Raw genomic sequence first — 14036 nt, 5'->3', positions numbered from 1 at the left:
CCCTTCGCCTTGAGGATGCCCATGACCGATACCGCGCTTGCCCCCCTTGCCGCCGCCTTGCTAGAGGCCGCAACCCGTGCCGGGGCCGATGCCGCTGATGCTTTGGCTGTCGATGGCACCTCGGTCAGCATTGGTGTGCTGAACGGCGCCCTGGAACAGGCCGAGCGGTCCGAAGGGATCGAGGTTGGTCTACGGGTGCTGGTGGGCAACCGGCAGGCCTGCGTGTCGGCGTCCGATACCTCTGCCGATACCCTGCGCGAAATGGCTGAACGCGCCGTTGCCATGGCGCGGCTTGCGCCGGAAGACCCCTACGCAGGCCTTGCCGATGCGGCGCAACTGGCCACGGTACGCGATGGCGCAGCGCTAGACATGAACGACACGGGCGCAGACCCGGACCCCGCCACGCTGGAGGCGATGGCACTGGAGGCCGAGGCCGCAGCGCTGGCCGTGGACGGTGTGGCGCAGGTGTCCAACGCCGGTGCTGGGTTCTCTCGGCGGCAGGTGCATCTGGCGGCCACCAACGGGTTCGCGGGCGGCTATGCCCGCACCGATCACGGCGTTCATTGCGTGGCGATCACCGGCGAAGGCAACACGATGGAGCGTGATTACTTCGGTGACGGGCGCAACCACGCCAGCGATCTGATGTCCCCTTCCGAGATCGGGCGTTTGGCGGGCGAACGCACTGTGGCCCGCGCCGGGGCGAAAAAGCCGCCCACGGGCGCGTTTCCGGTAATGTTTGACGAACGCATTTCATCGGGCCTGATCGGGCACCTTTTGGCCGCCACCAACGGCACCGCAATCACCCGTGGCGCGTCCTGGGCGCGGGACTTATTGGGCGAGCAAGTGCTGCCCAAAGGCCTTTCGATCATCGAAGAACCCCACCGACCGCGCACCTCTGCCAGCCGCCCCTTTGATGCCGAAGGCTTGCCAACCGCCAACCGGCTGATCGTGGACGATGGCGTGCTGACCGGCTGGACGCTGGACCTTTCCAGCGCCCGCAAACTGGGCCTGACCTCTACCGCGTCGGCTACCCGTGGCACCGGCGCACCGCCGTCGCCTTCCGTGGGGAATGCGCGTCTGACGGCGGGCGATCTATCGCGCGACGCACTGTTGCAACAGATGGGCACGGGGCTGCTGATAACCTCGCTGATCGGATCTTCAATCAACGCCACAACCGGCGATTATTCCCGTGGCGCTTCGGGCTTTTGGGTGGAAAACGGCGAAATCACCCATGCGGTGAACGAATGCACCGTCGCGGGCAACCTCCGTGACATGCTGCGCGGGATCATCCCCGCCAATGATGCCCGCCCCCACCTGAGCCGCGTCGTGCCCTCGCTCCTGGTCGAGGGGCTGACGATTGCAGGAGCCTGAACACGACCTGAAACTGCTCTGCGACGCTGCGCTACAGGCTGGCGAGATTGCGAAGCAGTTCTTCGGCCAAGACCCCGCCGTCTTCGACAAAGGCCCAGAAGGCCCGGTGACCGAGGCTGATCTGGCCATCGATGCCATGCTACATGACGTTTTGCGCACTGCGCGGCCCGATTACGGTTGGCTGTCGGAAGAAACCGATGACGATCCCGCCCGCCTTTCCGCCGAGCATGTGTTTATCTGCGATCCGATTGATGGCACCCGCGCGTTTATCGAGGGCGGCACCAGCTTCTCCCACTCCCTCGCGGTGTCGCGGAACGGTGAAATCACCGCCGCCGCTGTCTTCTTGCCTATGCGGGATAAACTCTACGGCGCAGCCCTTGGCTCGGGGGCGACGCTGAACAACGCGCCTTTGCAGGTCACCACTACGGCGCAACTGGCCGATGCCACGGTGCTGACGACCAAAGCCAACATGCAGGCACATCACTGGAAAGAGGGCGTGCCGGAGGTAAACAAAGCCTACCGCCCGTCTTTGGCCTACCGCATGTCATTGGTTGGGGAAGGTCGCTTTGACGCGATGATGACGTTCCGCCCCACATGGGAATGGGACATCGCCGCAGGGGCCCTGATCATCGCAGAGGCAGGCGGCATCGTTACTGACAGCTTCGGGCTGCCGCTACGGTTCAACGGCCCCAGCGCCCAAGTAGACGGCGTGCTGACGGGAAGCGCATCGGTGCATCAGGCATTGCTGGACATGCGCCCTTTGAAGGCGGGCTAATCCCCGCCCAAACGCGCGTTATCTGCCGCTGACGCGGTACACCACAATGTTCAATGGCCCCGTGGCCATGATCCGGCTGGCGGGAAAGGCATCTTCCTCGGCCGGGTTGTTGGTATGGGCTGAGGCAGTTTCGGGAAGGGCTGCAAGCACAGTGACGATCAAGAGCGGGGCCAGACGTAGAAGGGATTTTGAAAAGGGCATGGCAGCTATGAAGTCTCTGAAAAATTGGGGTGGCGAAATCTCTTGATGGTCGTTGTGCTTGCGCCATTACCTTAGCTTTTGCGCTGTTCCCGCGCGAGTAAGGCTCTCCTTACCCGCGAAAACGAAACCCCGCCGCGGGGGCACGCGACGGGGTTGTTTGGCAAGACGACCCTAAGGGAGAGAAACGGCAGAGAGCGGAAAGGGCAGCGTCTTGCTAGGTCAGGTCAGGGATTACCGGCCAGAGCCAAGATCACCGTTTGCTATCCGGCCAGAGCCAAGATCGCCGCCAGAAATACGGCCCGATCCCAGATCACCACTTGAAGTACGGGTGACATCTCCGGTTGCGGTGAAAGCCGAAACGGGGGTGGTCACAGCCATAAGTGAGGCGGAAATTGCCAAGGCTGCGACGAGCGAGGAAAAAGATTTGGTCATTGAAAAACCCTCCGTTTCGATAGGATCAATATGCCCCTTCCGCCCCGCCCTCGCTATGGCGGGAAACCTGACCTTATGGCGCTGCCCGCGACCCCTCGGCGCTTGACGCCCCCGCCCTGCCCCTTAAGGGTGCAGGCGCAATCTAACCCATCGGACTAACCTGTCGGAGATCCCCATGCCCCAACGCCTTCACCTTGTTTTCGGCGGCGAGCTGAAAGACCCTCAGAAGACGGAATTCGAGAACCCCGAAGACATTCACGTCGTCGGTATGTTCCCCGATTATCAATCGGCCTACGATGCCTGGAAGTCCGAGGCTCAGCGTACCGTGGACAATGCCCACATGCGGTATTTCATCGCCCATATCCACCGCCTGCGTGACGAAGCGGCAGAAGCCTCGCCCACCGAAGAATTGGGCAGCTAATCCACCATGGCGCGGTCCCTTGTCCTTGGCCTTTATCTTGCGTGGTCCGCGCGAGGCGCCCGCGCTTTTGCGGAGCGTAAGCTGCGGGAACGCCTCGCCAGCGGAAAAGAGGACGCCGCCCGTCTGGATGAACGCCGGGGCATCGCCACGACGCCGCGCCCGGAAGGGCCGCTGATCTGGTTCCACGCCGCCTCGGTCGGGGAATCTCTGGCGGTGCTGGAACTGATCCGCCGTGCCTTGGCTGAACGCGAAGACCTGACGGTCCTGGTGACCACGGGCACCGTCACCTCGGCTGCCGTGATGGCCGACCGCTTGCCAGAAAGGGCGATCCACCAGTTCGCGCCATTGGATGCAAAGCCATTTGTGACCGCGTTTCTGGACCATTGGAAACCCGATGTGGCGATCTGGACCGAAAGTGAGCTTTGGCCCACCTTGGTCGTGGAAACCCATGCCCGCGGCATCCCGATGCTGCTGCTCAACGCGCGCATGTCCAAGGCCAGCCACGACAAGTGGCGCTTCGCCCGTGGCATGATCCGCAGTCTTCTTGAGCGGTTTCAGGCAGCTTTGGTGCAGGATAATCTGACGATGGTGTATCTGCGCCGTTTGGGGATGCCTGTGGACCGGATGAAGGTGATGGGCACGTTGAAAGAAGGCTCTGCCGCGCTGCCCTGCAATGAAGATGACCGCGCGGCGATGGCGGCCAACTTGGCCGGGCGTCCGGTTTGGTTGGCGGCCTCGACCCATGACGGGGAAGAGAAGATGGTGCTGCAAGCGCACCGGATGGCGATGCGATCTTCGCCCCGGTTGCTGCTGATCCTCGTGCCTCGCCACCCTGACCGCGCCGACGAGATTGCTGACCAATTGCAAAGCGACGGCTGGCGTTTCACTCGGCGCAGCGCCGATCAAGAACCCGCAGATGAGGCACAGGTCTATCTTGCCGACACAATGGGCGAAATGGGGCTTTGGTATCGGCTTTCCCCAATCAGCTTTGTCGGCGGCAGCCTTGTGGCGATTGGCGGGCATAACCCGTTTGAGCCTGCCGCCCTCGGCTCTGCCATTCTGCACGGGCCTTATGTGACGAACTTCGTCGATATCTATGACCGCCTGCGCGACGGCGGCGCGGCACGGCTGGTATCCTCGCCCGATAAGCTCGCCGGGCAGGTGGCCGAATTGCTGAACCCCGATGAGGCCGCCACCATGGCCGCCGCCGCGTGGCAGGTGATCTCGGACGGGGCGGACGTGACGGATCGGGCACTGGCCCTGATTATCGACACGTTGGAAGAGGCGGAAACACCCTGATGCGCGCGCCGGGCTTCTGGCACGAACCGGCGGGGATCTTGGCCTCGGCCCTGTCGCCCTTGGGGGCGCTCTATGCCGCCGGCACCGCGCGACGGCTACGGGAAGGGCCGCGCGAAAGCGTCGGCGTGCCGGTGATCTGTATTGGCAACATCAACGCGGGCGGAACCGGCAAGACCCCCACCGCCATCGCCGTAGCGCAACGCTTGGCGGCGCGGGGCGTGGCTGTTCACGCTGTGACACGGGGCTACGGCGGAGAGATTAACGGCCCTGTTCAAGTTAATGAGCGCTCCCACACGGCCAAGCAGGTGGGGGATGAGGCGTTGCTTCTGGCCGCCTTCCTGCCAACTTGGGTATCGGCAGACCGGGTCGCCGGGGCCAAAGCGGCCGTGGCCGCAGGTGCAGAATGTCTGATCCTTGACGATGGATTCCAGAACCCCGGCTTGGCCTATGACTTATCGGTCGTGGTGGTGGATGCATGGCGCGGGTTCGGCAACGGAAAGGTGATCCCCGCAGGGCCGCTTCGAGAGCCCGTGGACGTGGGGTTGGCGCGCGCCGACATGGTGGTGAGCATCGGGCCGGAAGCCGCGCAGACGCGATTCGCCGCGACCTGGGGCGACCGGGTGAAGGTGCCCCATCTGACCGGCGCGTTAGAGCCGTTGGCCACGGGAATATCCCTCGACGGCGTGCCCGTTCTGGCCTTTGCCGGGATCGGTCATCCTGAAAAATTCTTCCAGACGCTACAAGGGTTGGGGGCGGATCTGCACGCGACCCACGCTTTGGCCGATCATCAGCCGTTGAGCGACGCCTTGATGGCGCGGCTGTTGCGCGATGCGTGGCAGCGCGGGGCGCAGGTGGTCACGACCGAAAAGGACGCGGTGCGCCTGTCGCCCGAGTTCCGGTCTCGGGTGATGACGGTGCCGGTGAGGTTACAGATGGATGATTGGGCACCGCTGGATGCGGGGTTGGAACGGGTGATGGCGCGAAAATAGCCGCCGCGTTTTTGGGGTAAGTGTCGCCCCAAAAGAATCGATATTTATGAAAAGATGAAGGGGGCGGCGCGTTCTATCGCGAGCCAAGGGGGTGACCCGCGCCGGGTTAGGGGCGCGGGCCGAGGGCGATCAGCCTGCCGCTTCGATGGCGGAGTCGAGAAGAGCGCTCATGTCGGTGAAGTTCATGTTGCCGTGGAGTTCGTCGTTGAGGATGAACGCCGGTGTGCCGGGGATTTCATGCACTTCCATGTTCGCCTCGTAGTTGGCGATCATGGCTTCGGCCATGGCGGCGTCGGTCATGCAGGCATCGAGTTCTTCGTTGGTGAGGCCAGCCGTGCGGCCAATGCGCTTGAGGTTTTCCGCAATTTCCGCGGGGGAGCCTTGGGTCCATTCGCTTTGCTGCGCATAGAGCAGGTCCACGATACCGAAGTAGCGCAGGGGGCCACCGCAGCGGGCGACCATACCGGCCCAGAGGCCGTAGCGGTCAAAGTAAACTTCACGGTAGACGAAGTTGATGAGCCCCGTGTCGATGTAATCGCGCGTCAGTTGCGGCATGACGTTGGCGTGGAAGCTGCGGCAATGGGGGCAAGTGAAGCTGGCGTATTCGATCAGCGTGACGCCGCTGTCCGGGTTGCCTTTCGACATCTCGATCACTTCTGGGAGGTCGCTGACTTCCTGGGCGTTGGCCGCCGTGAAGGGTGTCAGGGGGGCCTCGGTCTGGAAGCGTTGGCCACCGCGGCCGTTCCACAAGAGGTAGGCACCGGCGCCCAGGACGCCCGTGGCGCCGCCTAACATCATGGCTCTGCGATCCATATTATTCTCCTTAACGATTTGACTGAGTAACTATGTTCCCGGCCAGCTTTCGCAAGGCGTCGCGCAGCACGGGATCGTTGATGTGATCGAGGCCTTGGGTGGCCTGTTTCAGCCGCGCCGGGTCGGGCGCGGGTTTTTTCTTTGGTTCAGGCGGGGCGAAAGCCACCTGCCCTTCGGCGAAACCGGTGGGGGCGGTTTGGGTGACTTGCACGTCTTTGATCGCCGAATAGCCGTAGCAGGCGTTCACGCGGGTGATGATCGCTTCGCGGCTCATCTCCAGCATCGGGGCTTTGGCGCCCGTCGTCAGCAGGACCAGCGTACCGCCGAAGCCACGGCCAAATTTCACTTTCACCGGGACCGCCATGGCGGAAATCTCGGGCCCGACGATCTCTGCCCAATGGGTTAGAAGCTTCGTTTCCGCGAAGCCGCGCTTTTCGGCGGGAGTGCGCAGCTCGGCCCCGACGAGCGTCACGGCACGTTCAAAGCCCCGCCTGCGGCGTGGCTTGGATTGTGTCGTTTTGGTCGGGCGGGCGGCCATGGGTTGAACCTTTCGTTGCACGCACTCTATGCCTTCCTGGGATGCTAACCAATATCAAGCGACACAGATTGGATAACGGGTGCGTGAAGATCAGATAGGGCGCGCGTTGTTGCAGTGGTATGACGCCCATGCGCGGGATTTGCCATGGCGGGTTCCCCCCAATTCGGGGGAAACCGCCGATCCTTACCGCGTGTGGCTAAGTGAGATCATGTTGCAGCAAACCACCGTTGTGACGGTGAAGGCCTATTTCGAGAGGTTTACCGAGCTTTGGCCAACGGTGGCCGATCTGGCCTCGGCGGAAGACGCCGAAGTTATGGGCGAATGGGCGGGCCTTGGGTACTACGCCAGGGCGCGGAATTTGCTGAAATGCGCCCGCGCCGTGGTCCGCGATCATGGCGGGCAGTTTCCAGGGACCGAGGCCGCGTTGCTGAGCCTGCCCGGGATCGGGCCCTATACGGCGGCGGCTGTCGCCTCCATCGCGTTCGATCAGCCCGCCCCGGTCATGGATGGGAATATCGAAAGGGTGATGGCCCGGCTTTTTGCGGTGGAGGAGGCCTTGCCGGGCAGTAAGCCCGTGTTGAAGGCCCACGCGGCGCGGCTGACCCCGAAAAAGCGGCCGGGGGACCACGCGCAGGCGCTGATGGATCTGGGTGCGACGGTGTGCACGCCAAGGTCACCCGCCTGCGGGATATGTCCATTGATGGCGGGATGTGCGGCCCGAAAGCAGGGGATTGCGGCGGAACTGCCGAAAAAAGCCCCCAAGAAGGTAAAGCCGATCCGCTTGGGGTATGTGTACGTCGCGCGGCGCCAGGACGGGGCGATATTGTTGGAGACCCGGCCCGAGAAGGGTCTGTTGGGCGGCATGTTGGCCTTTCCCAGTAGCGACTGGTCTGAGGCGCCGGTTGAGACCCCGCCTTGCGATCTGGACTGGAAAGACCCCGGCCTGGAGGTGCGCCACACGTTCACGCATTTCCACCTGCGCCTTGCCTTGAGGTTAGGGCAAGCCCCCCTAGACACGTCGCCGCAACGGGGTGACTTTGTGCCCAAGGCCCAATTCAAGCCATCCTCTTTGCCTACGCTGATGCGTAAAGCCTATGACCTGAGTGAGATAGACCATGATCCCACCTGAAACCGTCGCGAAGTTTCAACGCGCGCTGCCCTTCTGGGCGAGCCTTTTGCTAATCCCCTTGATCGCCATTCTGGCCACGCAGGGCGGTTGGTGGCTGGTGGGGATACCCTTGGCGACGTGGTGGTTATTTGCGGTGCTGGACCAGGTCACCGGGTTGGAGTTGGAAAACGCCGACCCCGGCACGGCGGACGATCAGTTGTTTTGGTATCGGGCGATCACGTTGATCTGGCCGCCGCTGCAATTCGCGACGCTGTTTGCGGTGATTTACTATGCCACCCGCGCCGAACATCTGAGCGGGGGGGAACTGGCGGGGCTGGCCTTTGGGATGGGTGTGTTGAGCGGCACGATCGGGATCAACTACGCCCATGAGTTGATGCACCAATCCTCCAGGCTGGAGCGTTGGTTGGGGGATCTGTTGCTGGCGAGCGTGCTCTATTCCCATTTCCGGTCGGAGCATTTGCTGGTGCATCACCGCTATGTGGGCACTGGGCGCGATCCGGTCACCGCTCGGTATAACGAGGGGTTCCACCGCTTCTTTCCGCGCGTTTTGCGGGAGTCTTACCGGTCTTCATGGCGGGCGGAAGCGGCGATGTTGGCCCGCAAAGGCTTGCCCGCGTTGGACGGGAGAAACCCGTTTTGGCGCTACATTGCGTTGCAGGGGATCTTCCTGGCACTGGCGTTTTTGGTGGGGGGATGGGTCGGATTGGCGATGTTCCTGGGGCAGGCTTTAACCGCCGTATGGCAGTTGGAGCTGACCAATTACATTGAGCATTATGGCCTGACCCGTAAGCACCTGGGCGAAGGAAAATATGAACACGTGCGGCCAAGGCATTCCTGGAATGCCGCGCACAAGGCATCGAACTGGTTGCTGATCAATTTGCAGCGCCATTCGGACCATCATTACAAACCGGACCGCCGGTTTCCCTTGTTGCAGAATTATACCGAGGCCGATGCGCCGCAGTTTCCCTATGGCTACCCAGTCATGACCACCTGCGCGATGATACCGCCGTTGTGGAAGCGGGTAATGAACCCAAGAGTGAAGCGGTGGCGGGCGATGTATTACCCGGAGATCACTGATTGGAAGCCCTATAATAAGATGAAACATCCCTTGCCGCGCTAGGCGGCAGGGATTGCGCCCGGCGGGGCCGGTCGCAAAAGCGGGGGATTTCATCCCCCGGCCCCCCTGAGAGTTGTATGGCCAAGATGAAGGGAGCGGGCACGCTACCGTTGCAGCGCAGGGGTTTGATGGATGTGGCTGGCCTGCTCGGCGGCGGTGACAAGGAAATCGGCCACATCGGCGCGGTTGATCAGGCCGTTGCGCCAAGTCTCTTTTTCGACCAGCACTTGGTAGGCGTTTGATTTGCGGTTGTCGGTCAGGATGCCGGGGCGAGCAATTGTCCAGTCGAGGGCGCTGTCTCGGATCAATTGCTCTTGCAGGTCCTTATCGGCGTAGGCGCGGCCCAGAAGCGCTTTTTGGGTGAGGCGTTCAGGGGTGGAAAGTTTTTCGGCGCTGTCACCGGCACCAAAGCCCGTGACAGTCAGAAGGCGTTTAATGCCGTTTGTTTCCATTGCCGCGATCAGGGTTCGGGTAGCGTCGGAAAACAGGGTCGTGGGTTTCAGCACGCTGGCATCTCTAGGCAGGCCGAGGGTGAGGATAACCGCATCGGCCCCGTCAATTGCCGCCGCAACATCGGTGGCATTCGTGGCATCGCCCATGAGCGTGGTAAGATTCTCATGGTGGGCCGTGGTCGTTTCCATGGTTCGCGCCATGGCGGTGACTTCATGGCCGCGTTCAAGCGCCTCTGTCACGGTCTTGCGGCCGATACCCCGGCTTGCGCCAATGATAGATAGTTTCATGGAAAGCACCTCCTTCCTATCAAGATAGGGATGATCTGGCAGCATCCAACGGGGAAAACGGCGTCGGCCTGTGCCCGGCAATCGCAAACGCGAAAAGACCCGCCGGTATGGAACCGACGGGCAAAGTTGGCCCACGCGCCAAATTGGTAACATGCGCGGGCGGCAAGGTTCTGTGCCAAACGTAGGGCGCGCACGCGAAGAGCGCCCTACGTGAGGTGTTCCTGAAAAGGGGGTGTTACTCGGACATTTCCGCCCGAATTTGCTGACGCAGCACGTCAATCGAGACGTTCTTGCCGTCGCGTTTGAAGTTCCAATACGTCCAGCCATTGCAAGAAGGCGCCCCTTCAAGCTCGGCGCCGACTTTGTGGATCGAGCCTTTGACATCATCGGCGATCAAGGTGCCGTCGGCACGTACTTTCGCCAAATGACCGCGAGGACTGGTCAGCATTTCGCCGGGGCGCAACATGCCACGCTCGACCAACTGGCCGAAGGGCACACGGGGTTCGGCGCGTTTGGGCGTGGTGACGGCGATCGAGGTTTTGTCGAACTTCCGCACCCGAGAGATGCGTTTTTCCGCAACCTTACGGTAGGCTTCTTCGCGCTCGATCCCGATGAATTCGCGACCCAATGCCTTGGCTACAGCGCCGGTGGTGCCAGTGCCGAAGAAGGGATCAAGGACCACATCGCCGGGGTTGGTGGAACCCACCAGAACGCGGTGCAGCAGCGATTCGGGTTTCTGGGTGGGGTGCGCCTTGTCACCCTTGTCGTCTTTCAGGCGCTCGCCGCCATTGCAGATCGGCAGAACCCAGTCCGAGCGCATTTGAATGCCCTCGTTCAGCTCTTTCAATGCTTCGTAGTTGAAGGTGTATTTGGACCCTTCATCCTTGGAGGCCCAGATCATCGTTTCGTGGGCATTGGTGAAGCGCTTGCCGCGGAAGTTGGGCATTGGGTTGGACTTGCGCCATACGACGTCATTCAAGATCCAGTAGCCTTGGGTCTGCAACTCGGCACCCACACGGAAGATGTTGTGGTAGCTGCCGATCACCCAGATCGCGCCGCCGGGCTTGAGAAGACGCTTTGCAGCAGCCAGCCAGGCGCGGGTGAAGGTGTCGTAGGCTTTGAAGCTGTCGAACTGATCCCAAGCGTTGTCGACCGCATCGACCTTGGAGTTGTTGGGGCGATGGAGGTCGCCCTTCAGCTGCAAGTTATAGGGTGGATCTGCAAAGATCAGATCAACCGATGCTTCGGGCAACGCGTTCATCACGTCGATGCAATCACCGGCAAGAATCTGGTTCAGGGGCAGTGTCGCCACTGCCTTCTCTTTCGTCTTAGTTGTCATGTTCCGCCTCGCAAAGGCGCCTCTTTTGGGCGCTCATTTCTGCCCACGCCGGATTAAGCGTGGATCTTTTTATTGAGGCTAGAATCCACGATCATCGATTCCCGGTCAATTTTCTTCGAATCGAACCGGTACGATTTCATCCACACAATATCTTGCGGATAGGCGCAAAACTGCGTCGGTGATGAGGGGTAACCCCTAGATGATGTAGGCCGGCGGTGTGTTTGGCGGTGCCGTAACCCATGTTTGTGTCCCAACCGTAACCCGGATGCATCACTGCAAGCTCTTTCATCAAAGTGTCCCGCCGTACTTTGGCCACAATTGAGGCCGCCGCGATGGAAACCGAGCGCCCGTCCCCCTTCACAACGCAGGTGGCCGGGCACGGCAGGCCCGGCGGGATCGCGTTGCCATCAATCAAGGCATGGGTGGGCGTGGCCTTGAGGCCCGCGATGGCACGGGTCATGGCAAGGAAGGTGGCTTGGCGGATGTTGAGGGCGTCGATCTCTTCCACGCTGGCCCATCCCAGTGAAACATCCGCTACCTCTAGCACGGCCAAGGCCAAGGCATCGCGGCGCGCTTCAGTTAACTTCTTGGAATCGTTCAACCCTTCGGGAATACGGGTCGCGTCCAATATCACGGCACAGGCCGTCACCGGCCCCGCCCAAGGGCCGCGCCCGACTTCATCCACACCCGCAACGATTCCGCCCAGGTCTTGCTCTAACTGATAATCTGGTCCCATAGGCCCGAAGTGCGCCAAAGAAAAAGGCGGCGCAACCCTGTGGTCGCGCCGCCCCGTTTTCCACTGCTCGGAAATCTCGCTGACTTAGCCTTGGGTCCAGCCGTTATTGGTCAGGCAACGGGCGCGGTAGATGCTGCGCTGGCCGTTCTGTGTCCAGACCCGATGCAAACAGTTCTGCGGCAGCAAATGAGCGTTCTGCGCGTGGCGCTGCATGCACTGCTGGCGATAGCCCCGGAAACGGCCATTGCCGTCATGGCCTTGGATCAAGCAGCGGGACGGCGCCACACGCTGCACAGGTTGCGGACGCGGCTGATGGATCACCTGCGGGTTGCCCCGGTGGCCGTTGTTCCGGCCGACCTGGCTGATTCCATACAGAAGCAGCAACCCACCCAGTACGGCAGCCGCCTCGCCGCCATTATTGCGGTGCCCATTGGCCGCCGCCGGAGAGGACGAGGCCGCAACACCGGTTAGTGCCAATGTCACAGCCAAAAGGCCTGCGGTCACGGATTTGGAGAATTTGTTGAGCATAATCTTGTTCCCTTGTCTTATTCACATGGTCAATCTTGGGGTGTTCAGCACATGGCGGGCTTGGGTTGCCGCCTTGCCTGAAACGGAAGAGCGCACTCATTCGGCGCCTGTAGGGAAACTTTCGGCGCTCTGGTCTTGGCCATGCAATGACGGGCGCGCGCTATCGGATATTGCTTGGATTGCTATTGGATAACGCACGGAATTCAGGGCGAATTTCAGGGCGGATCAATCCCCACGGGCTCAATGTCACTTACGGGTGGATCAACCTCATGGACCCATCCCGGCATTGGTCGTGCGGCGTCTGATACCGTTTGCGCCGCCGCCATGGGGTTAGGACTGGCCCAAAGCGCCGCCACCAGAAGGGCGGGTAAAGGGTTTCGTCATCGAAATAGCATTCTAAGAATCAACGCCGGGCCGAAAATGCGCCCGAGAGGTATGAAAATGGGTAGGGGCGATAATTGCCTTGGAAAAACGATGCCCAATCCTTTCCCTGCAAGGCAAAAACCGATGCCCGCTATTGGATAACAGCCTCCCCGGCTGCCCTCCGATATTGAATGACAGACCCACTCCGGCACATATCCGTTCGTGAAGCTGCCCCCTTTTCAGCACAATAGATGAGCACTCCATTATGACCCGAACGATCAAAACTCTTTTCAAACCCCTCCTCGCGGCCCTCGCCCTTTCGGTTTTGGCTGCGCCCCTTCACGCCGCTTGTTACGCGGACTATCGCGCAAGGATGGATAACCCTTTGCGTCTGCACTACGGTGTGATCCAAGTACCTGATAGCGCCTGTTCGGTCGGTGCCGCCTCTGGCGTCATCTCAAGCCGTTTGGCCGCTCAGGGTTGGACGTTGGTGAATGTGAGCTCGGTCTTTGACGATTCCGGCCTCGCATCAAGGAGATCGGATGCCGGACAATACTACCTCCGTTTCTGACACACGGATCGCGTCTACGCGCGTCGTACAATTAGGCATTCTGGCGGTCGTCGCGGTTCTCGTGACTTCCGCCGTTTTACTGTTCATGAACCTCCCCGACGCCGATGCCTTCAACGAGGCCGTGGTGCAGGTGTTCGAGGTCAATGACGTGCGAAACCCCGATGCCATCGCCATGCTAGAGGTTCTGGCCCAATCAGGCACGACCTTCTCCAAGGTGCTGGCCAGCTACCGCGCCGTGATCTTCGTTCTGATGATCTTCGCCACGGCCCTTCTGGTGGCTTGCCTCGTATTCCTGATTACCATCATCACCCTCAACCGCCGCATGGGCGAGATCGAGCGTCAGGGCATTCAGGTCTCGTCCCTGATCTTGTCGCGTGAAGAACGGGTGGTGCTGATCAACAACCTCGAATTCAAGCTGACCGATGCGGCAATGGAAACGCTCTCGGTGCTGGCCGAGGCGCGACTGGACGACGACGTGCTCTCCGGTGCTCAGATCGAGGCGATGGTCTCCGGCAAGCTGGAATCCGACGTGGATGAAGCGGCAGGTGCCACGCGCATCAAACGCCTGCGCGATACGCTCGGCAACCAGATGGTAAGCGAGCTTCTGGTCAAAAACATCGCCCGGCGCGGCTACATTCTGGCGATCGACAAAGACGTCATTAAGATGATGTGAC

The 14036-nt window shown here is 61.3% G+C and carries 17 protein-coding genes; 9 read left to right on the top strand and 8 right to left on the bottom strand.

What is annotated here, in order from left to right:
• The first annotated feature begins 21 nt into the window (after window positions 1-21).
• Both K3728_01720 and K3728_01715 read left to right on the top strand, forming a co-directional pair.
• A complete protein-coding gene (locus K3728_01720; GenBank protein UWQ95987.1) occupies window positions 22-1371 on the top strand; it encodes a TldD/PmbA family protein in 1350 nt (449 codons plus the stop codon).
• A complete protein-coding gene (locus K3728_01715; GenBank protein ID UWQ95986.1) occupies window positions 1358-2146 on the top strand; it encodes a 3'(2'),5'-bisphosphate nucleotidase CysQ in 789 nt (262 codons plus the stop codon). Before K3728_01720 ends, K3728_01715 begins: the two co-directional genes overlap by 14 nt.
• 18 nt (window positions 2147-2164) lie before the next feature.
• Here the strand turns inward: K3728_01715 and K3728_01710 are convergent, their stop codons facing one another.
• Window positions 2165-2347 (bottom strand): hypothetical protein, encoded by a 183-nt coding sequence (locus tag K3728_01710; GenBank protein UWQ95985.1) that lies wholly within the window; start codon window positions 2345-2347, stop codon window positions 2165-2167.
• 231 nt (window positions 2348-2578) lie between these two features.
• Window positions 2579-2779: a hypothetical protein gene (locus K3728_01705; GenBank protein ID UWQ95984.1), complete on the bottom strand. Its 201-nt coding sequence runs from the start codon at window positions 2777-2779 to the stop codon at window positions 2579-2581.
• A gap of 175 nt (window positions 2780-2954) precedes the next feature.
• Here K3728_01705 and K3728_01700 point away from each other — a divergent pair, with 175 nt between their 5' ends.
• From K3728_01700 to lpxK, 3 genes are read left to right on the top strand one after another with little or no spacing between them, the layout of a single operon-like run.
• Window positions 2955-3200 (top strand): DUF4170 domain-containing protein, encoded by a 246-nt coding sequence (locus K3728_01700; GenBank protein ID UWQ95983.1) that lies wholly within the window; start codon window positions 2955-2957, stop codon window positions 3198-3200.
• Between the two features lie 6 nt (window positions 3201-3206).
• Window positions 3207-4499, top strand: a complete 1293-nt coding sequence (locus K3728_01695) for a 3-deoxy-D-manno-octulosonic acid transferase (protein ID UWQ95982.1) — start codon at window positions 3207-3209, stop codon at window positions 4497-4499.
• The gene (gene lpxK / locus K3728_01690; GenBank protein UWQ95981.1) at window positions 4499-5488 is read left to right on the top strand and encodes a tetraacyldisaccharide 4'-kinase; all 990 of its coding nucleotides are present in this window, start codon (window positions 4499-4501) and stop codon (window positions 5486-5488) included. Before K3728_01695 ends, lpxK begins: the two co-directional genes overlap by 1 nt.
• 129 nt (window positions 5489-5617) lie before the next feature.
• Here lpxK and K3728_01685 read toward each other — a convergent pair whose 3' ends face one another.
• Together K3728_01685 and K3728_01680 are read right to left on the bottom strand one after the other, a co-directional pair.
• Window positions 5618-6301, bottom strand: a complete 684-nt coding sequence (locus K3728_01685) for a DsbA family protein (GenBank protein ID UWQ95980.1) — start codon at window positions 6299-6301, stop codon at window positions 5618-5620.
• Window positions 6302-6311: 10 nt separating this feature from the next.
• Entirely contained in the window at window positions 6312-6839 is a 528-nt protein-coding gene (locus K3728_01680; protein ID UWQ95979.1) for a DUF721 domain-containing protein, read from the bottom strand.
• 79 nt (window positions 6840-6918) lie between these two features.
• Between K3728_01680 and mutY the strand changes: the two genes are divergently transcribed.
• On the top strand, window positions 6919-7968 hold the full coding sequence (gene mutY / locus K3728_01675) for an A/G-specific adenine glycosylase (protein ID UWQ95978.1): 1050 nt from the start codon (window positions 6919-6921) through the stop codon (window positions 7966-7968).
• A complete protein-coding gene (locus tag K3728_01670) occupies window positions 7955-9088 on the top strand; it encodes an alkane 1-monooxygenase (protein UWQ95977.1) in 1134 nt (377 codons plus the stop codon). The genes mutY and K3728_01670 overlap by 14 nt, the downstream gene beginning before the upstream one ends.
• Before the next feature lie 101 nt (window positions 9089-9189).
• Here the strand turns inward: K3728_01670 and K3728_01665 are convergent, their stop codons facing one another.
• The 4 genes from K3728_01665 to K3728_01650 all read right to left on the bottom strand — a co-directional run bounded on the left by K3728_01665 (window position 9190) and on the right by K3728_01650 (window position 12428).
• Window positions 9190-9825, bottom strand: coding sequence for an SDR family oxidoreductase (locus K3728_01665; GenBank protein UWQ95976.1), 636 nt, complete (start codon window positions 9823-9825; stop codon window positions 9190-9192).
• 235 nt (window positions 9826-10060) lie between these two features.
• Window positions 10061-11164, bottom strand: a complete 1104-nt coding sequence (locus tag K3728_01660) for a site-specific DNA-methyltransferase (protein ID UWQ95975.1) — start codon at window positions 11162-11164, stop codon at window positions 10061-10063.
• A 136-nt stretch (window positions 11165-11300) separates the two neighbouring features.
• A complete protein-coding gene (locus K3728_01655; GenBank protein UWQ95974.1) occupies window positions 11301-11900 on the bottom strand; it encodes a ribonuclease HII in 600 nt (199 codons plus the stop codon).
• A gap of 84 nt (window positions 11901-11984) precedes the next feature.
• Window positions 11985-12428: a hypothetical protein gene (locus K3728_01650; GenBank protein UWQ95973.1), complete on the bottom strand. Its 444-nt coding sequence runs from the start codon at window positions 12426-12428 to the stop codon at window positions 11985-11987.
• Between the two features lie 628 nt (window positions 12429-13056).
• Between K3728_01650 and K3728_01645 the strand changes: the two genes are divergently transcribed.
• The gene (locus K3728_01645) at window positions 13057-13362 is read left to right on the top strand and encodes a hypothetical protein (GenBank protein ID UWQ95972.1); all 306 of its coding nucleotides are present in this window, start codon (window positions 13057-13059) and stop codon (window positions 13360-13362) included.
• Window positions 13334-14035: a hypothetical protein gene (locus K3728_01640; GenBank protein ID UWQ95971.1), complete on the top strand. Its 702-nt coding sequence runs from the start codon at window positions 13334-13336 to the stop codon at window positions 14033-14035. Before K3728_01645 ends, K3728_01640 begins: the two co-directional genes overlap by 29 nt.
• Window position 14036 lies beyond the last annotated feature (1 nt).

Source organism: Rhodobacteraceae bacterium M385 (genome assembly GCA_025141835.1).
GTDB lineage: Bacteria > Pseudomonadota > Alphaproteobacteria > Rhodobacterales > Rhodobacteraceae > Gymnodinialimonas.
Note: the sequence above shows the minus strand (reverse complement) of the source record. Positions and strands in the feature narration are given on the sequence as shown.